The sequence below is a fragment of the Flavobacterium sp. SH_e genome (assembly GCF_025717045.1).
Lineage (GTDB): Bacteria > Bacteroidota > Bacteroidia > Flavobacteriales > Flavobacteriaceae > Flavobacterium.
Genome location: NZ_JAOVZN010000002.1, coordinates 326,864 through 347,583, shown reverse-complemented (window position 1 = coordinate 347,583; position 20,720 = coordinate 326,864). Strand labels below are relative to the sequence as shown.

Annotated in this window: 24 protein-coding genes and 1 tRNA gene; 18 read left to right on the top strand and 7 right to left on the bottom strand. The window is 33.0% G+C overall.

The genetic code is table 11. The features are described 5' to 3' along the window. Positions 1 to 26 precede the first annotated feature (26 nt). The 3 genes from murA to OD917_RS04565 all read right to left on the bottom strand — a co-directional run bounded on the left by murA (position 27) and on the right by OD917_RS04565 (position 2,454). The gene (gene murA / locus OD917_RS04575) at positions 27 to 1,340 is read right to left on the bottom strand and encodes a UDP-N-acetylglucosamine 1-carboxyvinyltransferase (protein ID WP_263522368.1); all 1,314 of its coding nucleotides are present in this window, start codon (positions 1,338 to 1,340) and stop codon (positions 27 to 29) included. A 90-nt stretch (positions 1,341 to 1,430) separates the two neighbouring features. Further along, on the bottom strand, positions 1,431 to 2,153 hold the full coding sequence (locus tag OD917_RS04570) for a DUF4290 domain-containing protein (RefSeq protein WP_263522367.1): 723 nt from the start codon (positions 2,151 to 2,153) through the stop codon (positions 1,431 to 1,433). A gap of 4 nt (positions 2,154 to 2,157) precedes the next feature. Beyond that, positions 2,158 to 2,454, bottom strand: coding sequence for a DUF493 family protein (locus OD917_RS04565; protein ID WP_035649758.1), 297 nt, complete (start codon positions 2,452 to 2,454; stop codon positions 2,158 to 2,160). Between the two features lie 262 nt (positions 2,455 to 2,716). Here OD917_RS04565 and OD917_RS04560 point away from each other — a divergent pair, with 262 nt between their 5' ends. The 7 genes from OD917_RS04560 (at position 2,717) to OD917_RS04530 (ending at position 9,218) form a co-directional block, all read left to right on the top strand. Continuing rightward, on the top strand, positions 2,717 to 3,631 hold the full coding sequence (locus OD917_RS04560; protein WP_263522366.1) for an alpha/beta hydrolase family protein: 915 nt from the start codon (positions 2,717 to 2,719) through the stop codon (positions 3,629 to 3,631). Between the two features lie 18 nt (positions 3,632 to 3,649). Further along, on the top strand, positions 3,650 to 4,273 hold the full coding sequence (locus OD917_RS04555) for a hypothetical protein (protein WP_263522365.1): 624 nt from the start codon (positions 3,650 to 3,652) through the stop codon (positions 4,271 to 4,273). A gap of 361 nt (positions 4,274 to 4,634) precedes the next feature. Beyond that, positions 4,635 to 5,168: an ATP-binding protein gene (locus tag OD917_RS04550; RefSeq protein ID WP_263522364.1), complete on the top strand. Its 534-nt coding sequence runs from the start codon at positions 4,635 to 4,637 to the stop codon at positions 5,166 to 5,168. A 65-nt stretch (positions 5,169 to 5,233) separates the two neighbouring features. After that, positions 5,234 to 7,129 (top strand): ATP-dependent DNA helicase RecQ, encoded by a 1,896-nt coding sequence (locus OD917_RS04545; RefSeq protein ID WP_263522363.1) that lies wholly within the window; start codon positions 5,234 to 5,236, stop codon positions 7,127 to 7,129. Next, a complete protein-coding gene (gene fmt, locus OD917_RS04540) occupies positions 7,129 to 8,076 on the top strand; it encodes a methionyl-tRNA formyltransferase (RefSeq protein WP_263522362.1) in 948 nt (315 codons plus the stop codon). The genes OD917_RS04545 and fmt overlap by 1 nt, the downstream gene beginning before the upstream one ends. A gap of 180 nt (positions 8,077 to 8,256) precedes the next feature. Then, complete coding sequence (locus OD917_RS04535) at positions 8,257 to 8,529, top strand: HU family DNA-binding protein (protein ID WP_008464760.1); 273 nt, start codon at positions 8,257 to 8,259, stop codon at positions 8,527 to 8,529. A 128-nt stretch (positions 8,530 to 8,657) separates the two neighbouring features. Next, positions 8,658 to 9,218 carry a YqgE/AlgH family protein gene (locus OD917_RS04530; protein WP_091497270.1) on the top strand — a complete coding sequence of 187 codons (561 nt, stop codon included), beginning with the start codon at positions 8,658 to 8,660 and terminating at the stop codon, positions 9,216 to 9,218. On the opposite strand, the gene OD917_RS04525 is transcribed toward OD917_RS04530, so the two are convergent. Then, a complete protein-coding gene (locus OD917_RS04525; RefSeq protein ID WP_263522361.1) occupies positions 9,215 to 10,051 on the bottom strand; it encodes an aminotransferase class IV in 837 nt (278 codons plus the stop codon). The genes OD917_RS04530 and OD917_RS04525 overlap by 4 nt on opposite strands. Before the next feature lie 54 nt (positions 10,052 to 10,105). Beyond that, positions 10,106 to 10,498: an START-like domain-containing protein gene (locus OD917_RS04520; protein WP_111285785.1), complete on the bottom strand. Its 393-nt coding sequence runs from the start codon at positions 10,496 to 10,498 to the stop codon at positions 10,106 to 10,108. 150 nt (positions 10,499 to 10,648) lie between these two features. Here OD917_RS04520 and OD917_RS04515 point away from each other — a divergent pair. The 11 genes from OD917_RS04515 to OD917_RS04465 all read left to right on the top strand — a co-directional run bounded on the left by OD917_RS04515 (position 10,649) and on the right by OD917_RS04465 (position 19,455). Continuing rightward, positions 10,649 to 10,722 (top strand) — tRNA-Met (locus OD917_RS04515). Between the two features lie 76 nt (positions 10,723 to 10,798). Next, a complete protein-coding gene (locus OD917_RS04510) occupies positions 10,799 to 11,209 on the top strand; it encodes an ACT domain-containing protein (RefSeq protein ID WP_263522360.1) in 411 nt (136 codons plus the stop codon). 71 nt (positions 11,210 to 11,280) lie between these two features. Further along, positions 11,281 to 11,538: a hypothetical protein gene (locus tag OD917_RS04505; protein WP_263522359.1), complete on the top strand. Its 258-nt coding sequence runs from the start codon at positions 11,281 to 11,283 to the stop codon at positions 11,536 to 11,538. Positions 11,539 to 11,724: 186 nt separating this feature from the next. Further along, positions 11,725 to 12,093 (top strand): hypothetical protein, encoded by a 369-nt coding sequence (locus OD917_RS04500; protein WP_263522358.1) that lies wholly within the window; start codon positions 11,725 to 11,727, stop codon positions 12,091 to 12,093. Between the two features lie 20 nt (positions 12,094 to 12,113). Beyond that, complete coding sequence (locus OD917_RS04495) at positions 12,114 to 13,532, top strand: PLP-dependent aminotransferase family protein (RefSeq protein WP_263522357.1); 1,419 nt, start codon at positions 12,114 to 12,116, stop codon at positions 13,530 to 13,532. A 9-nt stretch (positions 13,533 to 13,541) separates the two neighbouring features. After that, positions 13,542 to 14,030: a GNAT family N-acetyltransferase gene (locus OD917_RS04490; protein WP_263522356.1), complete on the top strand. Its 489-nt coding sequence runs from the start codon at positions 13,542 to 13,544 to the stop codon at positions 14,028 to 14,030. A gap of 226 nt (positions 14,031 to 14,256) precedes the next feature. Beyond that, a complete protein-coding gene (locus OD917_RS04485) occupies positions 14,257 to 14,781 on the top strand; it encodes an RNA polymerase sigma factor (RefSeq protein ID WP_263522355.1) in 525 nt (174 codons plus the stop codon). A 46-nt stretch (positions 14,782 to 14,827) separates the two neighbouring features. Further along, positions 14,828 to 15,037 (top strand): hypothetical protein, encoded by a 210-nt coding sequence (locus OD917_RS04480; protein WP_263522354.1) that lies wholly within the window; start codon positions 14,828 to 14,830, stop codon positions 15,035 to 15,037. 12 nt (positions 15,038 to 15,049) lie between these two features. Beyond that, a complete protein-coding gene (locus tag OD917_RS04475) occupies positions 15,050 to 15,892 on the top strand; it encodes a FecR family protein (protein ID WP_263522353.1) in 843 nt (280 codons plus the stop codon). Positions 15,893 to 15,992: 100 nt separating this feature from the next. Further along, positions 15,993 to 18,611, top strand: a complete 2,619-nt coding sequence (locus OD917_RS04470; protein WP_263522352.1) for a TonB-dependent receptor — start codon at positions 15,993 to 15,995, stop codon at positions 18,609 to 18,611. 4 nt (positions 18,612 to 18,615) lie between these two features. Continuing rightward, the gene (locus OD917_RS04465; protein ID WP_263522351.1) at positions 18,616 to 19,455 is read left to right on the top strand and encodes a DUF4249 domain-containing protein; all 840 of its coding nucleotides are present in this window, start codon (positions 18,616 to 18,618) and stop codon (positions 19,453 to 19,455) included. Between the two features lie 42 nt (positions 19,456 to 19,497). On the opposite strand, the gene OD917_RS04460 is transcribed toward OD917_RS04465, so the two are convergent. Both OD917_RS04460 and OD917_RS04455 read right to left on the bottom strand, forming a co-directional pair. Further along, positions 19,498 to 20,037 (bottom strand): GNAT family N-acetyltransferase, encoded by a 540-nt coding sequence (locus OD917_RS04460; RefSeq protein WP_263522350.1) that lies wholly within the window; start codon positions 20,035 to 20,037, stop codon positions 19,498 to 19,500. A gap of 11 nt (positions 20,038 to 20,048) precedes the next feature. After that, positions 20,049 to 20,678 (bottom strand): MgtC/SapB family protein, encoded by a 630-nt coding sequence (locus OD917_RS04455; RefSeq protein ID WP_263522349.1) that lies wholly within the window; start codon positions 20,676 to 20,678, stop codon positions 20,049 to 20,051. Positions 20,679 to 20,720: the final 42 nt, after the last annotated feature.

Sequence of the window (20,720 nt, the reverse complement as noted above, 5' to 3'; positions counted from 1 at the left end):
AATTCATGAATTTGTGGCTAATATTCTTATGCTCTCACAATTTTAGCTCCAATAGCTCTTAAACGCTCATCGATACGCTCATATCCACGATCGATTTGCTCGATATTTTGAATTGTACTAGTTCCTTTTGCAGAAAGCGCTGCAATCAATAATGAGATTCCCGCACGAATATCTGGAGAAGACATTGTTGTTGCTTTCAATTGAGATTCAAAATTATGTCCCATAACTACAGCTCTGTGTGGATCACACAACATAATTTTTGCTCCCATATCAATTAGTTTATCTACGAAGAATAAACGGCTTTCGAACATTTTTTGGTGAATTAAAACGTCTCCTTTTGCTTGTGTTGCTACAACTAAAACGATACTTAATAAATCTGGTGTAAATCCTGGCCAAGGTGCATCGGCAATTGTTAAGATAGAACCGTCGATATCTGTTTTTACTTCATATCCATCTTTGTGAGCAGGAATGTAAATATCGTCGTTACGTTTTTCGATTGTAATACCTAATTTTCTGAAAGTATTTGGGATCAAACCTAAATTTTCCCAACTTACATTTTTGATCGTGATTTCGCTTTTTGTCATAGCCGCAAGACCAATCCAAGAACCAATTTCGATCATATCTGGTAAAATTGTATGCTCGCATCCTCCAAGACTTTCAACACCTTCGATAGTCAATAAGTTAGATCCAACTCCTGTGATTTTAGCTCCCATAGAGTTTAGCATCTTACATAATTGCTGTAAATAAGGTTCACAAGCAGCGTTGTAAACAGTAGTTTTTCCTTTTGCTAAAACAGCTGCCATTACAATATTTGCAGTTCCAGTTACAGAAGCTTCATCTAAAAGCATATCTGTTCCTTGCAATCCTTCTTCTGGAGATTCTACTCCATAAAAATGATCTTCTCTGTTATATCTGAATTTTGCTCCAAGGTTAATAAAACCTTCAAAGTGAGTATCTAATCTACGGCGACCAATTTTATCTCCTCCTGGTTTTGGAATATATCCTTTTCCGAAACGAGCCAAAAGAGGTCCAACAATCATAATAGAACCACGAAGCGCTCCACCTTCTTTTTTGAAAGCTTCTGTTTCTAAATATCCAACGTTAACTTCGTCAGCTTGAAAAGTAATCGAACCTGGTTCGTTGCGTTGAATTTTCACACCTAAATTACCCAGCAAAGTGATTAATTTATTGATGTCTATAATATCAGGAATGTTATTAATTTTTACTTTCTCTCCTGTTAGAAGCACGGCACATAAAATTTGTAATGCCTCATTCTTTGCTCCTTGCGGAGTGATTTCTCCTTTTAAAGGAGTTCCTCCTTCGATTTTAAAAATTCCCATAGATTCTTTTTAGGTTCTAAGGTTCTGAGATTCTGAGGTTCTAAGGTAAAAATCTTAGCGTCTTAGCTCCTTAGCATCTTCGCCCCTTTTTTATTTTTGATTATTGTTTTTTTGAAATGTCTTTTTTTGACCGCCTTTATTATTGTTTTTGTTATTCTGAATTTTTGGTTGCCCAACAGAAGCTGTTTTGTTAGACATACGTTTGTTTGTACGCATTAAATCTGTCGTATTCAACAACTCTTCTGTGCTGTGCAATAAATTAATTTTACCTCCAGACAATTCATATAAATGCTCGAAAATCACATCGTCTTTTACTGTGTCTTTGTTCCAGCTCAAGAACGATTTTTTCATGTGATTGGCAATTACCATCACCAAAGCATTTTTCATTTCGCCTTCCTCCCATTTATTAGCAACTTCAATCATGTATTTGATGTTGTTACCATAAAATCTGTATTTTGGAAAGTTCTGCGGATATTGCAAAGTCTCTGGCTTTAACTGCAAAACATCTCTTGACGGAATCGGATATGGTGATTCTACATTAAGCTTAAAATCAGACATAATAAAAAGCTGATCCCAAAGTTTATGCTGAAAATCTGGAACATCACGCAAATGCGGATTAAGACTTCCCATAACCTGAATGATATATTTCGCGGCTTTGTTGCGTGTTTCATCATCTTCGATTGCAGTTGCCTGATCGATCAATTTTTGTAAATGACGACCATATTCCGGAATAATTAAACGCTGTCTTTCAGAATTGTATTCTAAATTATAAACAACGTCACTTGCTGCTTCTTTTTTATATTTTTCGATCATAAGTTTATAATGAAACTATACCTTCTATTGTAGAAACTTCTTTGTATTTGCTGATCACATCATCTGAGCTGTGCATAGTAACATCAACAGAAACGCTGGTAAATTTACCCGTTTTCGATTTTGTTGTTTTAATCACTGCTCCCATTCTATCAAAAGCTTTTTCAACACGCTCAACATTATCTGCTACAGAAGGCACAATGAATTTGTACAAGTATTCTGCTGGCCAAGTATTTGCGTTATCAAGCTCTAATTTCAATCTTTCGTAAAATTCGGCTGTATTTTTTTCTTTATCGTTCTCCATTCGTAATTAAAAATAAACGCAAATATACGGTTTTTGAATTTAGATTTTTTATATTTTTTCTTTCGAAAAAAGGTTCAAAGCTACAAAGTTACAAAGGCACAGAGAAAAAAGCTTTAGAGGATTATTTCATTGTAAATTTTACGCTTATATTTGAGAAAATATTACTACGAAATTTGTTTGCAAAGTCGCGAAAACGCAAAGTTTTTAAGTTTAATTAATTTCTTTGCGTCTTAGCGACTTTGCGAGATTAAAACGCATTGCAATGAAAAAACACATCTTTTTACTTTTTACATTTTTCACTTTTTACAATATTCAAGCACAAGAAGTCAAAACTCTAACTTATTTCCAAAATGACACTTTAAAACTAGATTTAGATTTATACCTGCCAAAGAAAAAAGCAGGCGAGAAAATCCCTTTAATTATGTTTGCTTTTGGAGGTGGGTTTTCTGGCGGAGAACGTACAAGTGAAAAAGACTTCGGGAAATTCATGTCACAAAACGGTTATGCCGTTGCGAGTATTTCGTACAGTTTGTATATGAAAGGAAAAGATTTTGGCTGCAAAGGAACTTTGACCGAAAAAATAAAGGCAATTCAAATTGGCGTTAGCGACATGTGGCAAGCAACAGCTTTCATGATTGAGAATGCCGACAAATATAACTTAGACACTTCAAAAATCTTTATTTCTGGAATTAGCGCTGGGGCAGAAATTGGTTTTCACGCTTCGTTTTGGGATTATAAATTAATGAACTTATACAAAAGCAATCTGCCTGAAAACTTTAAATACAAAGGTTTTATTGGAGGTTCTGGAGCAATTCAAGACATTAATTTGATTACGAAAGAAAAAGCAATTCCGATGTTATTAGCACATGGAAGTAATGACGACACGGTTCCGTACAGCGCTGGTTCACATCGTTCTTGCCCAACAAATGCTTCTGGCTGGCTGATTCTTTTTGGTTCTTATGCCGTTTATAATCAAATGAATGATTTACACAAAGACATCGAACTGATTACTTTCTGCGGCGGTGGACATGAATTCTCTGGTTATCTTTTTCATGAAGGACGAAAGTATGTTTTGGATTTTGTGAATGATGTTTTGAATGGCAAAAAGTTCCAATCACATTTGATTGTTCCTTCTAAAAAAGGAAAGGATTCTGAAAACTATTCGTTCTGTGAATAATTCTTAAAGTCAAAAACAATGAAAGTTGATTATAAAAATTTTGAAATTGAAATCATTGACGATGAAAATTATAATTTGGATTCGACAGACAATTTACACCAATACCAGAAAGTTTATTATAAAGGAAAAAACCAAGAAGATGGATTTTCTCCAACTAGCAAACATGCTGTGATAATTAGAGAAGCTGAAGTTGAAATTTCAAGCGTTTTAATATGTGAAGCTGGCGGCGCAACAGGAATATATGACGATTCTTTTATTATTGAAGATGATAAAATATGGATTCGAATTTGTAATAAAATTTATTGCTTAGAAATCTCTTCATTAGAAATCGTGTGGCAAAAAGAATTTGATTTTGCTACAAACTTCACAATTCACAAACTTGAGGAAGATTTTATTATATATGGAGAAGTAGAAATTTTTAGAATCACAAAAGAAGGAGAGATTATTTGGCGTTTTGGCGGAAGAGATATTTGGGTAAATCTTGAAGGTAAAAATCCGTTCAATATCGAAACTGATAAAATCCGATTATTTGATTTTGAATCAAACGAATATGTTCTTGATTTTGATGGAAATTTAAGAGAAGATAATCCAAGATTAATTCTAAAAATAGCCAAAAAGAAATGGTGGCAAATATTCGGCTAAAACCGAAATCCTACAACTCTAAAATCCCTTTGGTTAAAACCAACGGCAATTCAAATAAAAACTGCTCCAGCGGAGCAAAATATTTATAGCAAAATAAATTTTCGGCATATCAAAAGCTCCAGCTGAGCGACGTATGAATCACACAAAACACGTCACTCAGCTGAAGCCTTTGATTTATTGTGTTCAATTTTTCTATAAATATGTCGTCTCTATCATGACTTTTCACTTTGCTAAAACAAAACCATTTCCCTTCCTCAATCAGTAACTTTTGTTTATTAAAATATCAAATCTTTCGTTTCTGATAAATATTCTTTTTAATTATAAATAAGTTTAGGTAAATTTGCGCTTTATTTTTAGAATAGTGCAAAAAGAAATTATTGTCTTGCTTGGCGGACCTGGTACTGGAAAATCAACACTTATTAACGAATTGGTAGCTCGTGGCTTTTGCTGCTATCCTGAAATCTCTAGGCAGGTTACCATGAAAGCGCAAGAACAAGGCATTGAACAGCTGTTTCTAGAACAGCCTCTTTTGTTTAGCGAAATGTTGTTGGAAGGTCGTATTGAACAATATAAAAACGCTCTTGAAGAACCTGATGATGTGGTTTTTATTGACAGAGGAATTCCAGATGTTGTAGCCTATATGGATTATATTGGCGATGAATATCCAGAGCATTTTACCAAAGCATGCGAAGATTTCAAATATTCTAAAACCTTTATTTTACCGCCTTGGGAAGAGATTTACCAAAGTGATTCTGAGCGTTATGAAAATTTTGATCAGGCAGTAAAAATTCAGGAGCATCTTGTTGAGACTTATAAAAAATATGGTTACGAACTGATTGAAGTTCCAAAAGATACAGTTGAAAACAGAATTCTTTATATCTTAGACAAAATTTAGCGGTCTGGTTTAAAGTTGCAAAACTAGAAACTGTTTTCTAAATTTTTAACTTTAAAACAAAGGCAATGCTCGGAGCACAGGATATTCTTCTAAAATACTGGAAACACGACAGTTTTAGACCGTTGCAAAAAGAAATTATCGATTCGGTTCTTGAAGGACAGGATACTTTTGCAGTACTTCCGACGGGAGGTGGAAAATCGATTTGTTTTCAAGTCCCCGCTATGATGCAGGAAGGCATTTGTTTAGTTATTTCTCCTTTAATTGCCTTGATGAAAGATCAGGTAATGAATCTGCAAAAAAGAGAAATTAAAGCGATTGCTCTTACTGGCGGAATTCACACTGAAGAATTGATTGATCTTTTGGACAATTGCCAATACGGAAACTATAAATTTCTCTACTTATCACCAGAGCGTTTACAATCGGATTGGATTCTCGAGCGAATTAAAAACCTACCTATAAACTTAATTGCTATTGACGAAGCGCATTGCGTTTCCCAATGGGGTCATGATTTTAGACCTGCGTATCTTAAAATTTCGGAACTTAAAAAATTCTTTCCTAAAATTCCGTTTTTAGCTTTGACTGCTACAGCAACTCCAAGAGTTATTGAAGATATTAGAACGCAATTAGAATTAAAAAATCCGAATCACTTTCAACAATCATTTGAGCGAAAAAATATCGCTTATATGGTTTTTGAAGTTGAAGATAAATTATACCGTACAGAACAAATTCTGAAAAAGAATCCGCAACCTTCTATTATATATGTACGAAATCGCAAAGCGTGTTTGAATATGTCTTCGCAATTGCAATCGTTAGGTTTTACGGCGACGTATTATCATGGCGGACTTTCTGCAAAAGAAAAAGATAAAAACATGCAGTTGTGGATGTCAGAACAAGCGCAAGTTATTGTGGCTACGAATGCTTTTGGAATGGGAATTGACAAAGACAATGTAAAAACGGTTATTCATACGCAGCTTCCTGAAAACTTAGAAAATTACTATCAGGAATCTGGACGCGCTGGACGAAATGGCGCAAAAGCTTTTTCAGTTTTACTTTATAATAATTCCGATTCAATTCAGACTGAACAACAGTTTTTAAGCGTTCTTCCTGACAAAAAATTCTTGAAAACGATGTACAACAAATTGTGCAATTATTTTCAAATTGCTTACGGAGAAGGTTTAGACGAATCTTTCTCATTCAAACTGAATCATTTCTGTAATAAATATGAGTTTCCTACTTTAAAAACTTATAATGCTTTACAGTTTTTAAATCAGCAGGGAATTATTACGATGTCTCAGGAATTCTCCGAGAAAATCAGTATTCAGTTTTTGATTGAATCTAAAGAAGTAATTCGATACATGAGTTTGAATCCGAATGATGAAGAAATTATTTTGGCAATTTTGAGAACTTATCCCGGAGTTTATGAAGTGAAATCTAATTTGAATTTAGGATTAATTGCAAAAAAATCAAATCGCCCTGAAGAACAAATTATTGCACTTTTAGAAAAATTAAAAGAAAAGGAAATTATAGAATACAAATCTAAAAATAACGACGCTACTATTTTATTTAATGAAGTTCGCGAAGACGATCACACTATAAATAGAGTTTCGAAATATTTAGAAAAACAAAACGAAGTCAAAAAAGAACAGCTTTTATCTGTTTTGCATTATATAAAAGACACCAAAACCTGCAAAAACAGATTGGTGCTGGATTATTTTGGTGAAGAAACAACAGAAAACTGCGGTATTTGTTCTTACTGCATTACACAAAAAGGAAAAATCACAGAAGCCGATTCGATTGCAGATAAAATTCTTTCTTTATTAAAAACAGCTTCGTTGACTTCGAGAGAAATTGAGAACCAGATAAAAATGGACACAAAAGACATAATTTTGGTTCTTCAGGAATTGCTCGAAAACAATCATATCACTATACAAGCGAATAATAAATACACTTTAAAATCATAATGGAGAAATTGAGAATTATATTTATGGGAACTCCAGAATTTGCCGTTGGCATTTTGGACACCATTATTAAAAATGACTACGATGTTGTCGGCGTGATTACAGCTGCAGATAAACCAGCTGGACGCGGGCAAAAAATAAAATATTCGGCTGTTAAAGAATATGCGCTTGCTAACAATCTTACTTTATTACAGCCAACCAATTTAAAAGACGAAAGTTTCTTAGCCGAATTAAAAGCTTTAAATGCCAATTTACAAATTGTAGTTGCTTTTAGAATGTTACCAAAAGTGGTTTGGGAAATGCCTTCACTTGGAACTTTTAATCTTCACGCTTCTTTATTACCAAATTATCGTGGCGCCGCTCCTATTAACTGGTCTATTATTAATGGAGAAACTAAAACTGGTGTTACCACTTTCTTTATTGATGATAAAATCGATACTGGCGCAATGATTCTAAACTCGGAAATCAATATCGAACCAGAAGAAACTGCAGGACAACTGCACGATCGTTTAATGCATTTAGGAAGCACAACTGTAATTGATACTTTAAAAATTATTGAAACCGGAAATGTTACCACAACAATTCAAGAAGATAACGAAGACATCAAAACCGCTTATAAATTAAACAAAGAAAACTGCAAAATCGATTGGACAAAATCTGGAGCAGAAATCAACAACTTAATTCGAGGATTAAGTCCCTATCCTGCTTCTTGGTGTTTTCTGAAAGACCAAAATGAAGAACTAAACATCAAAATATATGAAGCGAAACTAATCTCAGAATCACATTCTTACGAGACTGGAAAGTTAATTAGCAGTAAAAAAGAAATCAAGATTGCAATAAAAGACGGGTTTATTCAGTTATTAAGTCTACAATTTCCAGGAAAAAAGAGAATGCTTGCTTCAGAATTATTAAATGGAGTGACTTTTTCAGAAGCTGCAAAAGTGTATTAACGCCAGTAAAACAGGGGTTTGTACCTATTTTTTATCGACGAACAACACTCTTTATGAACAAAAAAAGCAAGTTATTAACAATTTTTGCTAAAAATAAAGAAAACACTTGCACGCAACGGATTTCCTACTAAATTTGTGTATTAACAATTTTTTTTAACCAACAATTAATAACTAATTATTATGAACAAATCAGAATTAATCGATGCTATCGCTGCTGATGCAGGAATTACAAAAGCTGCGGCGAAATTAGCTTTAGAGTCTTTTTTAGGTAATGTAGGAACAACTTTGAAAAAAGGAGGAAGAGTTTCATTAGTAGGTTTTGGATCATGGTCAGTTTCTTCTAGAGCTGCTAGAGACGGTAGAAACCCACAAACAGGAAAAACTATTAAAATTGCAGCTAAAAACGTTGTAAAATTCAAAGCTGGAGCTGAATTAGAAGGTGCAGTGAACTAAGTAAGAAAGTTCTCTAAACTTATAATATAATTAAAACCTTCCATCTGGAAGGTTTTTTTATGCGGTTTAACGATTTTTTTTGTGATTTTAATTTTTTTATGATTAAATTTAATAAAAATTGTAACCGTATGATTTCAGAAAAATTAAAAAAAGGACACCTGCTTATTGCCGAGCCTTCAATAATTGGAGATTTATCTTTTAACAGATCGGTAATTTTATTAGCAGACCATAACAAAGAAGGATCAATAGGTTTTATAATTAATAAGCCATTAAAATACACAATTAGTGACTTAATACCAGAAATTGATGCTAACTTTAAGATATATAACGGAGGCCCTGTAGAACAAGACAACCTTTATTTTATTCACAATATTCCTGAGTTAATCCCAAACAGTGTTGAGATTTCAAACGGAATTTATTGGGGAGGCGATTTTGAGTCAACTAAAGACTTAATAAACAGCGGAGCTATTAGTAAAAACAATATTCGTTTTTTCTTAGGCTATACCGGCTGGGATGAAAATCAGCTTGAAAATGAGATGCAAGGAAACTCTTGGATTATTGCTGATAATAATTATAAAAATAAAATTATCGGAAAATCTACTACTCACTTTTGGAAAGAGCAGATTATTGAGCTTGGCGGTGATTATCTTATTTGGTCTAACGCACCTGAAAATCCATATCTGAATTAATTTTCAGAAATGGATTCATTTAGTTTTTGCACTAGTAAATGAGCCAGATTCGTTGTAAACTCCTTTTTTCGATACTTAGTTATCGGTTGTATTCCCAAGATTACATTCGTCAGAAATAATTCGTCTGCTTTTTGAAGATCAAAAGGCGAAATTATTTCTTCTAGCACTTCTATGTCTTCAACTTTTTTAGCCAATGCTAAAATTTGTTTGCGCATAATACCGTTTAATGCACCTTCAGAAACCGGAGGTGTAATAAGCTTATTACCCGTAACCATAAAAATATTTCCCTGAAGTGCTTCTACAACATTTTTGCTGTCATTCAGTAAAATACAATTAGCCAGATCATTTTCATTTGCATAAATACTCCCTGTTATATTAATCATCTTATTAGTTGTTTTAAGAGATGATAATAATTGTTTTGTTACATAAAAATCTTTGTACAAATCTACTTCGTATTCGTTTGTATTTAAAGAGTAAGCTTTATTTCCAAGAGAAATAGCGTTGATTAGGAATGAAATATCATTGCTTTTAGGAAGATATAAACCGCCATCATTTCTAAAAACGGTAATTCTAGCTCTTGCTGAAGATGCAATATTTAATTGGTTAACCAAATTAAGAATCTGCTCTTCAAAATATTCCATTGTAAAATCCATAGGAATCATCATTCTAACCACACGCATTGAAGCCATCAGTCTAAAATAATGATCTTCAAGAAACAAGATTTTTCCGTTGACAATTTTTACTGTTTCGAATATTCCGTCACCATACAAAAAAGCGCGGTTAAGAGTTAGTATATTATCTTCCTGCCCTATGTTTCCGTTAAAATTAATCATAAAAAAACCCTGAATTTTGTTCAGGGCAAATATAAGGTATAAAATAGACTTTTACTAAACAGATCCTATAAGATGTTTTAAGTCTGAGATTTGATTCTCCCACAATTGTTTAGCTTCGCCTAATTCTTCTTTATCGGCAAAATCAACTACCATAAGCGATACGTCTTTAGTCAATTCATCAACTAAAATATGAAGTTCAAAAAAGTACTCAGTATCTTTACTACTTTCGTCAACCCATTTGAACTTTACTTTCTCGCCAGATTTTTTTGAAGCCAAGCGAGCTTTTTCCTGCGAATCATTCCAGATGAAAGTAAAAAACTCACCTCTTGAATTAACATTGTCAGCAAACCATTCTTGTAAACCTGACGGCGTTGATATATATTGATACAATAATTGTGGCGAAGAATTGATCGGAAACTCGATTTCGTAACGTATTTTTGAATCCATGTGCTACTTTAATTTTTTTCGAAATATAAGAATATATGTCCAAAAACAATGCATTTTTAAAAATATTTTTTTTTCTTCATTTTATGCTTGCGTGCTTTAATATTATTTCTATCTTTGCACCCGCAATCAGGAATTCATGATAGCAGTCCAGGCGAGGTAGCTCAGTTGGTTAGAGCGCAGGATTCATAACCCTGAGGTCACGGGTTCAACTCCCGTCCTCGCTACTTAAAAGGTAAAACCCTTAAACAGAAATGTTTAAGGGTTTTTTATTATTTTTAAATAAAAAACACTCCTAATTTTATGGAAGGCGAAATAAATTTAAATACTATTTTAGAGAATCTTAACCCTGTTCTTAATGCAGGAAAATATGTTTTTACAAAAGTAGATTCTCTAGAACAAATTCCTCTTTCAAAGATTTTGTTTCTATTTAAAGAAAAAGAAGGGATTACTGTTGTATTAGAAAAACATTTTGCAGAAGAACTTAATCTTCATTTCTCTTATATTGCTTCTTGGATTACTTTAGAAGTTCATTCTTCTTTAGCAGCTGTAGGTTTGACTGCTGCATTTTCTCAGGCATTAGGAAATGCCAATATTAGCTGCAATGTTGTTGCTGCATATTTACACGACCATATATTTGTTGATGAAAATGACGCTGTGAAAGCAATGGATGTACTCTTGAAATTAAAACAGGAGAATAAAAATTCTTTGTAATTAAAAAATTAAAAAATAACCATAAAAACTGCCATTAAAATAGTTATTTTGCAGAGGTAATTTTATAGCACATGGATATAGTAAAATTTAAAATCACATCAAAAACGATAAAAGTCGAAGTACGCAATTCGAATAATTATGTTTTTAATTTCAATACTGCTTTAGATATTGCCAAAGAAGACAAAGATGTTTTATTAAAATTGTACAATGCGTTAGATCTGCTTTTTAAGAAAGAACAGATTACCGAAAACAAAAATTACATTTCGCCAAATCAGACCAATATCTTAGATCAGATTTCTGCAGCAGATTTAGAAAAAGAAAACCAATAATTATTTTCTAGTCTTCCCTCAATAATTTAAAAAGTCCTTGAATCTATCGTTCAAGGACTTTCTTTTTTTTCACCGCTATTTCATCGTTTCACCAAAAAGCAGTAATTTTATCTGTATCCTTAAAAAAAGTATTTTCTGTATCTGTACCCAAATCTATAATAGCAATAATTTTGCTAAAAAAAAGATATGGAATCTAAAGCAATAACACAGAAAAGAATAACTTTTAGAGAGGTATATATATTTGACATGGAGATTTTACAAAACATCTTCAATAAAAATATTGATGTGAAAGCTGAAGATCAAATGCTTTTTGGAATACCGTTTCTTCTTTGTGAAAAGGACAATAAAATTAATTCGTTTGCTAGTTTAATATTGGATGATAAAAACGAAATCATTTTTCAAATTTATGATGACGGAAGTTTGACTAATGAAGACAGAACAATGTTCAATGAATACATTCAAAATTTTCTAGCGAAAAAGAGAAATGCTAATTTCAATAACGCCGAACAATTAAGACAAAGTACAGAACATTTTGTTCATTGTCTGAGCTTTTAAGTGCCTAACGGAAAAGAAAAATGAAAAATCGCGAAACATTATATTTAAAAATTGCCAAAATTATTGAGGATCAAATTCACAGTGAAACTCTTTCGCTTGGCGACAAACTGCCTTCTGTTAGAAGCGCACAAAAGCTGTATAATGTTAGCTTAAACACCATTAAACAAGCGTATTTAGAACTGGAAAGCCGTTCGCTTATAGAATCTCGTCCAAAAACAGGATATTATGTGAGTAAAAGTTCGCAACGCACAACGGCACTTCCTACGATTGCAAGTATAGACAACCATGAAAAAGAAAACACACCAGAAGATTTAATTGATAAAGTTTTCAGCACAATCAACAAATCAGATGTGACACAATTTGCACTTGGATTGCCTGGCAAAAATTTCCTTCCAGTTGCCAAACTTAATAAAGGCATTATTAATGCGGTTCGAAAAAGAAATGATGCTGGCACCGATTACGAACCTGTTCAAGGACCAGAAGAACTTCGCCGCGCTATTGCCAAATGGGCGCTTGTCATGGAAGGGAAAATTACCGAAGATGATCTTGTCATTACATCTGGTGCAATGCATGCGATTTATAATGCGCTTATGGCAGTTACATCGCCGGGTGATAGTGTCGCTGTAGAAAGTCCCGCTTATTTTGGGATACTCCAAGCAATTAAAGCTTTGGGTTTAAAGGCAGTTGAAATTCCAACTCATCCTTTGTATGGATTAGATCTTGAAGCTTTAAAAAAAATGCTTCCAGAAATAAAAGCCTGCTGTTTTATTACCAATTTCAATAATCCGATGGGATTTCAAATGCCTGACGAAAACAAACGAGAATTGGTAAAACTAATAACACAATATAATGTTCCGTTAATTGAAGATGATATTTATGGCAATTTGTACTTTGGCTCAGAACGTCCTAAACCTTGTAAATTTTATGATGAAGCGGGTTTAGTTTTATGGATTGGATCTGTTTCTAAAACTCTTGCGCCGGGATATCGAGTTGGTTGGATTGCGCCAGGAAAATTTAAAGACAAAATCATTCGTCAGAAACTGGTACAGACGGTTTGCAATTCTTCGTTGTATTCAGATGTTATTACAGATTTCTTAGAACACGGACGTTATGATCATCATCTCAGAACTTTTAGAAATAAACTTTACACCAATTATCTCCAAATTAATCGCGCTGTAGAATCTTATTTTCCAGACAACACCAAGATTTCACAGCCAAAAGGTGGTTTTATGTTATGGCTTGAACTAGATGAAAGAATTTCTACAACAGAATTATATACCCCTGCTTTAGCTCAAAAAATCAATTTTGCTCCAGGAAGAATTTTTTCGCAATACAATCAATACAACAATTGCATGAGATTATCTTATGCTTTAGAATGGACCGAACGAGTAGATTCTGATTTGGAAAAATTAGGCAGAATAATAAAAAATAGCATTTAATAAGAAATCATGAAAAATAAAGATCAAATAGAAATAGTTACTTATAACCCCAAATATCAAAAAAGTTTTAAGGATTTAAATATCGAATGGATTTCGAATTATTTTGAAGTTGAACCTAATGACGTAAAAGCGCTAGATCATGCCGAAGATTATATTATAAACAAAGGCGGAGAAATTTTTTCTGCTGTTTTAAATGATGAAGTTTTGGGCGTTTGCGCTTTAATCAAAAGTGGTGGAAAAGATTTTGATTACGAATTAGCAAAAATGGCTGTAAGTCCGAAAGCGCAAGGAAAAGGCGTTGGAAATTTATTGGCAGAATCGGCTATAAAATGGGCTAAAGAAAAAGGAGCTTCTAAAATTTATCTGGAAAGCAATACCAAACTTCAACCTGCCATTAAATTATATGAAAAATTAGGTTTCAAAGAAATAACAGGTATTTCTTCGACTTATAATAGAGTAGATATTCAAATGATGCTTACTATTAATTTAGAAAGCTAAAATTTCTAATTAATGATAAAAAAGCAACCCCTTAGACAAATGTTTAAGGGGTTTTATTTGAATTAAATTGTAACATTTCTTCAACAAAAGCGTCAAAACTTAAATTTAATTACGGTTCTTTGCAACTTATTACATTCATGATTTGAGATTGCCTCAATTTTTGGATACAATAATATTGACACCAATGAGTTTAGACTAGGTAAAAGCTAGTCACGATATTTTCGTTATGGACAATAAAAAGTTTATTTTAAGTTTAAAAAAAGGTAATGAAGCAGCTTTTAAAGAAGTTTACTTCAGCTACTACGATAAACTGATAAATATTGCCAAACGATTTAATTCTTCTGTATTTACCCCAGAAGATTTTGTTCAGGAAACTTTCATAAGACTTTACAATAAAAGAGAATTGCTTAACGAAGAGGTGCTGTTTGACAAACAGCTATTTGTTATCTGCAAGAACATTATTCTCAATCATGTTAACAGAGAAAATAAAATAATACAGCTTGATCCTTCTCAAGTTGAAATGCTAGATGATGAAGAAACTGACTTAGGAATTTTTGAAGAAAGGCAAGAAAAACTACAAAACTTCATTAATCAGCTTCCAGAACAGCAACAAAAAATCTTCACTTTACATAAACTGGAAAACCTTAGCTATAAGGAGATTGCAGAAATAACAGATCTTTCTGAAAAGACCATAGCCAATCATATTTATCTCGCCAGTAAATTTATTCGAAAAAAAATCGAAAACCATTAGGAACTTTTTAGTTCTCGTTTGTTATACTAAAAAACAAGAACTAAAAATGCATATTGAAGCGTATAAAACTAATGTAAAAACAAAGAAAGACGCAAGCTTACTTGTGGCTTATTTACAGTTTATCATTTCTGATTGTATCATAAATTTCGATCATCAAGGACAAGAAAATATCCTTAAAATCGAAACTAACCGAGACATTAAAGAAATGGTTTACGGTGTTTTTAACAAACAAGGTTTTCATTGTCAAATCATTTAATATCTAGAAAAAATGGATCAAGAAAAATTTGACGAGGAATTTAAAAAGCTATGGGAAGAGTCTCCCCTTTCTCATTCGGATAACGAAAAAGAAGTTTCTTGGCAACAATTCCATGCCAAAACTTTTGCCAAAAAGAAACGAAAATCTAAACCTTGGCACTATTATTCGGCAGCCGCTGTATTACTTTTTGTTCTAATTGGAACTGGAATTTATTTCAATACCGAATATTCGAATGAAAAAACTGTTGTAACCGAGAATGTAATTGAAAATCTTACTTCAAAAATAAAACACGTCGTTTTACCAGACAGCTCAAAAGTAGAATTAGGTCCGAATTCTAAAATTATTTACGGAAACAATTTTGCTTTAAATAGAAAAATAGAAATTGATGGTGAAGCCTATTTTAAAGTAAAAAAAGACAAAAAGCATCCATTTCAGGTTTTCTGCGACGAAACTACCACTACAGTTTTAGGAACTTCATTTACAGTTAAAGAATCTGAAAATGAAGAAATAACAGTTGAACTTTTTGAAGGAAGCGTTCAAATGAATGTAAAAGGCCAAAACCAGAAATGGATTTTAAAACCTGGCGATAAATTCACTTACGCAAACCAAACTGCTTCAGTAACAGAATTCAGCCGATTTATAGATTTTGACAATGAAAAACTATCAATAATCAGTAAATATATTGAAGAAAACTACGGTTATAAAGTCAATATTCCCGAAGAAAATCTGAATCAGAAAATTACAATCCGAATCAATAAAAAAGAAGATTTAAAGACAATTGTACAATTAATATCAGAAATGTATAACCTAAACTTTGAAATAAATGAAGATTTAAAACAGATCACTTTTCAATAAAAACAGGAAAAGGATGTAAGCCGCGAAACTCCACATCCTCCTAATATTCAGGATAACACGAGGTTATTCCATTTAATAATATTCAAAAATACAAAATTTCATGAAGCATATAATTTCAGCATGCTTTTTTTTATTCAGTTTATGTATGTCAGCTCAAAGCGTTACAGTAACTGTAGATCAAAATACGACATTAAAAGAATTCTTCAAGCAGATTGAAAGTCAAACCGATTTTAAATTTGCTTTTACTGATCAAATTGATACGAATAAAAAATATTTTACAAAAAAAAGCGCTTTTAAGACTATCGAAATCGAAAAGCTTATTTCTGAATTAAATCAAACTTCGATTGTACAGTTTTCTATTGTAGGCAATAATATTTTTGTCAAACAGAAATCTCAAACTCAGAAACCAGCTAAAAAAAAAAATAAGCTGACAGGTCGCATTTTTGATGATGAAAGACAACCCGTTATTGGCGCCAATGTTTTCATTAAAGAATTGGAAACAGGCGTCGTAACGGATGTTAATGGAAACTATAGCATTGAAGTTCCTGACGGAAATTATACGGTTCAAGTGAGTTTTGTTGGATTTAAAAATGAAGAAAAACGAGTTTCTGTTACAGATGACAATAAAATCAATTTCAACATAGATCCAGATAGCCAGCAATTGGGAGAAGTTATTGTTATGAACAATAAAGCTGCTGATATTAAAGCAACTCAAATGAGTGTTAACAAGCTTTCGATGCAGGAAATTAAAAAAATTCCTGTTGCAATGGGCGAACCAGATCCTCTAAAATCAATTTTGACGCTACCAGGAGTTACAAATGCAGGAGAAGCTTCTTCAGGTTTTAATGTTCGAGGCGGTGCTGCCGATCAGAATTTGATTCTTTTAGATGGCGCTCCAGTTTATGCAGATTCCCATATGTTTGGATTCTTTTCTATTTTCAATGCAGATATTGTTAACGGTTTAGATTTATATAAAGGAGGAATACCGTCAAAATTTGGAGGACGTGTTTCTTCTGTTTTAGATGTAACACAGCAAACCGGAGATTTTGAAGAATATAAAGTTAATGGAGGAATTGGAATTATCTCAAGTCGTCTTTTAGTTCAAGGTCCGCTAGAAAAAGAAAAAGGTTCTTTTATTCTTTCTGGACGTGCTTCTTATGCGCATTTATTCATGAAATTGGCAAACAATAATAACTCAGCGATGTTTTATGATTTGAACGCTAAATTAAATTATCGTTTTAATGCCAAAAATACGCTTTCGTTTTCTGGTTATTTCGGAAATGATTTATTCGATATTAACGATCGTTTTGCAAGTACATACGGAAGTACAATGGGTATTTTAAACTGGAAGCATAAATTTACCGATCGTTTAAACAGCAATTTATCAGTTTTCTATAGTGATTACAGATTCAATCTAGAAATTCCGATTGAAAGTTTCAAATGGGACAGCAACATTGCGAGTTACGGATTGAAATACAATTGGAATTTCCAGCAATCGGAAAAGTTTAAAATCAATTATGGAATTGATGGTTTGTATTATAATTTCAACCCTGGAGTTGTAAAACCAACTTCCTCAGATTCACAGTTTAATTATATGCAGCTGGATAAAAAATACGCTTTAGAAACTTCTGCTTTTGTCGATTTTGAAAATCAGATTACAGAAAAACTGACTTTCCGTTACGGACTTCGTTACAGTATGTTTTTTCGTTTAGGAAATGAAACCATCAGTACTTACGAAAATGGTCAAGCGGTAGTATACAATCCGTTGTATAAAATTTATCAAGAAGGAACGCCTAACGGAAGCATTTCTTATGGAAAAGGAAAAACAATCAGCAACTTCAATAATTTTGAACCAAGGGCGGCATTATCTTATGCCTTTAATGATGAAACTTCTATAAAAGCAAGTTACAACAGAATGGCGCAGTACATTCATATTTTATCTAATACGCAATCTCCGTTGCCAATGAGTATCTGGACGCCAAGCGGGCCTTTTACAAAACCTCAGCTTTTGGATCAATATGCGATGGGATATTTCAGAAATTTCAAAGATGGAGATTACTCTTTAGAAACCGAATTATTTTATAAAAATGTTCAAAATCGTATTGACTATATTGACGGCGCTGATGTTTTGGCTAACAACAACATTGAGCAGGTTATTTTAAACGGAAAAGCCAGATCTTACGGAATGGAATTGTTATTCAGAAAAAATACAGGCGTTTTCACAGGATGGGTTTCTTATACTTTATCTAGAGCAGAACAAAAAACGCCAGGAAGAACTCCAGAAGAACCAGGAATTGCAAACGGCGACTGGTATTTATCTGGATATGATAAATTGCATAACTTGAGCATTGTGGGAAGTTACGAACTGAATCCGAAATGGTCTTTTAATGGAAATTTCACTTTACAGTCTGGACAGCCGGTAACCTATGCAAATGGTTATTATGAAATGGGAGGCATTCATATTCCGAATTATTCTTTGAGAAACGAAAACCGATTACCGCTTTTCCACCATCTTGATTTGGCTGCAACTTACACACCAAAACCAGATAAAAAGAAAGGATGGCAAAGCTATTGGGTATTTAGCCTTTACAATGTTTACAACAGAAAAAATGCTGCTTCTATGAGTTTTACAACAAATGAAGACACAGGAGCAAATGAAACTAGAAGACTTTCGATTTTCGGAATTGTTCCTGGAGTTTCTTATAATTTTAAATTTTAATGCTATGAATAAATTGAAAAAATATACGGTAATAAATAGAGCACTGGCATTAATAAGTCTTCTTTTTGTTTTTTCTTTCGCTTCCTGCGAAGATGTGGTAAACCTTGATCTAGAAACTGGCGAAACTAAATTGGTAATCGATGCAGAAATCATTTGGAAAAAAGGAACTGACGGAAAGGAACAAACCATAAAAATTAGTAAAACGGCTCCTTATTACAGTGGTTCTACACCAAAAGTTTCGGGCGCGCAAGTAAGAGTAGAAAACAGTAATGGAGATGTTTTTACTTTTAATGAAACTGAAACAGGAGTTTATAAATGCACTGATTTTGTTCCTGTAATCGATATGGATTATACGCTTTTTGTAGAAGCCGAAGGACAAAGTTTTACTGCTGTTGAAAAGCTGACTTCTGTAACTCCAATTAATAAAGTTGAACAGAAGATAGTTCCTGATTTTGGCGGAGATGATGTAATCGAATTGACTTTTTATTATAACGATCCCGCAGATCAAGTTAATTTTTATATAACCGATTACCAAAGCGAATTCTTGATTTATCCAGAATATGAAATCACAAATGATGAATTTTATAACGGAAACGAAATCAGTACGAGATATTCTAATGAAGATATGAAACCTGGAAACACGGTTACAATTACGCACAGAGGGGTTTCTAAGAATTTCTTCAATTATTGGAAATTAATTCTGGAAGCTTCAAACTCTAATCCGTTTTCTGTTCCACCTGGAAATATTAGAGGAAACATTGTCAATACAACCGATGCTACTAATTTTGCGTTGGGCTATTTCAGACTTTGCGAAGCCGATCAGGTTCCTTACTTAGTACAATAAAATAGTTATCCATAAAAACACAAAAGCCTTAAACGAGAATGTTTAAGGCTTTTGTGTTTTCCAATCTTTTTTATCAATTTGATAAACAAAATTCAATTTTGGTTTTTCGCCAAAATAAGCGACTTCTTCTTCAGCCACTTTTTTGGCTCCTACTCTTGAAATTGCAATTTGCGATCTGATATTTTCTGAACCAATATGAAATTTCACTTTTGAAACATATTGAAAAAGATAATCCAGCATGGTCTTTTTTACGCTTTGATTAATGCCTTTTCCCCAACACGAAACCGCATAAAAAGTATAACCGATAAAAACACTATCGTCTTCTTCGTTAAAATCGTAAAATCTGGTACTTCCTACAACTGCCCCAGTTTCCTTATTTATAATCTTAAAGGCGCCTTTACTTTTGATTGCTCCCTCAAAAAACTTTTCAAAAACTTCTTTTTGCCATCGGTCTTTGTTTGGATGTTGTTCCCAAATTTTAGGATCAGAAGCTGCTTTGTACAAAGCTTCAAAATCTTTTTCTTCTAAAGGAGAAAGAATACAAAAATCATTTTCTAAAATGGGTTGTAAATTAAAATTCATAGTTTTTATTATTATAATACCAATTCCTCAAAAACAGGATCTTGCAAAAGTGCTGTATACAAAGATTCAATAGATTTTTTTGGTCCATGTATTTGCCATTCTAAAACCACATGATTCAAATTACGGCGCTGTATAATCAGTTTTGATTTTACTCCGTAAGTTGAAAAAAGTTCTAGACATCTTGCGTATCCGCTATCAGAACGATTAAAAGTTATTTGAAGCGTTTTATGTGCGTTGATGAGGTCTATTTTATCCTGAAGAAAAGTAAGCACCGTAAGAATGGAAAGAATCATCAAAGCCGCACAAGCCGATGCAAAATAATAGCCTGCTCCAACTCCCATACTTACAGCTGCAACCGACCATATTGTTGCCGCCGTAGTAATGCCGCTAACATGATTATCTGATCTAAAAATTACTCCTGCGCAAAGAAAACCTAAACCAGTTACAATATTAGAAGCTATTCGGTCTGGATTTCCCGTTCCTCCTATCCATTCGGACATAAAGGTAAAGAAACACGCTCCGACAGAAATCATTATTGTGGTGCGAAGACCCGCCGCTTTTCCGCTATATTCTCTTTCGGCACCAATTAAAGCTCCCCAAAATGCTGCTAAAAGCAATCTTATGACAATTTCTAGTTCCATTAAAAGTCTTCTGTTTTTTCAAATAAAATTAAGGAAAAAACA

Excerpts from the sequence above, each read along its gene's own strand:
- murA (WP_263522368.1), bottom strand. The coding sequence starts at position 1,340 with ATGGGAATTTTTAAAATCGAAGGAGGAACTCCTTTAAAAGGAGAAATC.
- OD917_RS04570 (WP_263522367.1), bottom strand. The coding sequence starts at position 2,153 with ATGATCGAAAAATATAAAAAAGAAGCAGCAAGTGACGTTGTTTATAAT.
- OD917_RS04565 (WP_035649758.1), bottom strand. The coding sequence starts at position 2,454 with ATGGAGAACGATAAAGAAAAAAATACAGCCGAATTTTACGAAAGATTG.
- OD917_RS04560 (WP_263522366.1), top strand. The coding sequence starts at position 2,717 with ATGAAAAAACACATCTTTTTACTTTTTACATTTTTCACTTTTTACAAT.
- OD917_RS04555 (WP_263522365.1), top strand. The coding sequence starts at position 3,650 with ATGAAAGTTGATTATAAAAATTTTGAAATTGAAATCATTGACGATGAA.
- OD917_RS04545 (WP_263522363.1), top strand. The coding sequence starts at position 5,234 with ATGCTCGGAGCACAGGATATTCTTCTAAAATACTGGAAACACGACAGT.
- fmt (WP_263522362.1), top strand. The coding sequence starts at position 7,129 with ATGGAGAAATTGAGAATTATATTTATGGGAACTCCAGAATTTGCCGTT.
- OD917_RS04535 (WP_008464760.1), top strand. The coding sequence starts at position 8,257 with ATGAACAAATCAGAATTAATCGATGCTATCGCTGCTGATGCAGGAATT.
- OD917_RS04530 (WP_091497270.1), top strand. The coding sequence starts at position 8,658 with ATGATTTCAGAAAAATTAAAAAAAGGACACCTGCTTATTGCCGAGCCT.
- OD917_RS04525 (WP_263522361.1), bottom strand. The coding sequence starts at position 10,051 with ATGATTAATTTTAACGGAAACATAGGGCAGGAAGATAATATACTAACT.
- OD917_RS04520 (WP_111285785.1), bottom strand. The coding sequence starts at position 10,498 with ATGGATTCAAAAATACGTTACGAAATCGAGTTTCCGATCAATTCTTCG.
- OD917_RS04510 (WP_263522360.1), top strand. The coding sequence starts at position 10,799 with ATGGAAGGCGAAATAAATTTAAATACTATTTTAGAGAATCTTAACCCT.
- OD917_RS04505 (WP_263522359.1), top strand. The coding sequence starts at position 11,281 with ATGGATATAGTAAAATTTAAAATCACATCAAAAACGATAAAAGTCGAA.
- OD917_RS04500 (WP_263522358.1), top strand. The coding sequence starts at position 11,725 with ATGGAATCTAAAGCAATAACACAGAAAAGAATAACTTTTAGAGAGGTA.
- OD917_RS04495 (WP_263522357.1), top strand. The coding sequence starts at position 12,114 with ATGAAAAATCGCGAAACATTATATTTAAAAATTGCCAAAATTATTGAG.
- OD917_RS04490 (WP_263522356.1), top strand. The coding sequence starts at position 13,542 with ATGAAAAATAAAGATCAAATAGAAATAGTTACTTATAACCCCAAATAT.
- OD917_RS04485 (WP_263522355.1), top strand. The coding sequence starts at position 14,257 with ATGGACAATAAAAAGTTTATTTTAAGTTTAAAAAAAGGTAATGAAGCA.
- OD917_RS04480 (WP_263522354.1), top strand. The coding sequence starts at position 14,828 with ATGCATATTGAAGCGTATAAAACTAATGTAAAAACAAAGAAAGACGCA.
- OD917_RS04475 (WP_263522353.1), top strand. The coding sequence starts at position 15,050 with ATGGATCAAGAAAAATTTGACGAGGAATTTAAAAAGCTATGGGAAGAG.
- OD917_RS04470 (WP_263522352.1), top strand. The coding sequence starts at position 15,993 with ATGAAGCATATAATTTCAGCATGCTTTTTTTTATTCAGTTTATGTATG.
- OD917_RS04465 (WP_263522351.1), top strand. The coding sequence starts at position 18,616 with ATGAATAAATTGAAAAAATATACGGTAATAAATAGAGCACTGGCATTA.
- OD917_RS04460 (WP_263522350.1), bottom strand. The coding sequence starts at position 20,037 with ATGAATTTTAATTTACAACCCATTTTAGAAAATGATTTTTGTATTCTT.
- OD917_RS04455 (WP_263522349.1), bottom strand. The coding sequence starts at position 20,678 with ATGGAACTAGAAATTGTCATAAGATTGCTTTTAGCAGCATTTTGGGGA.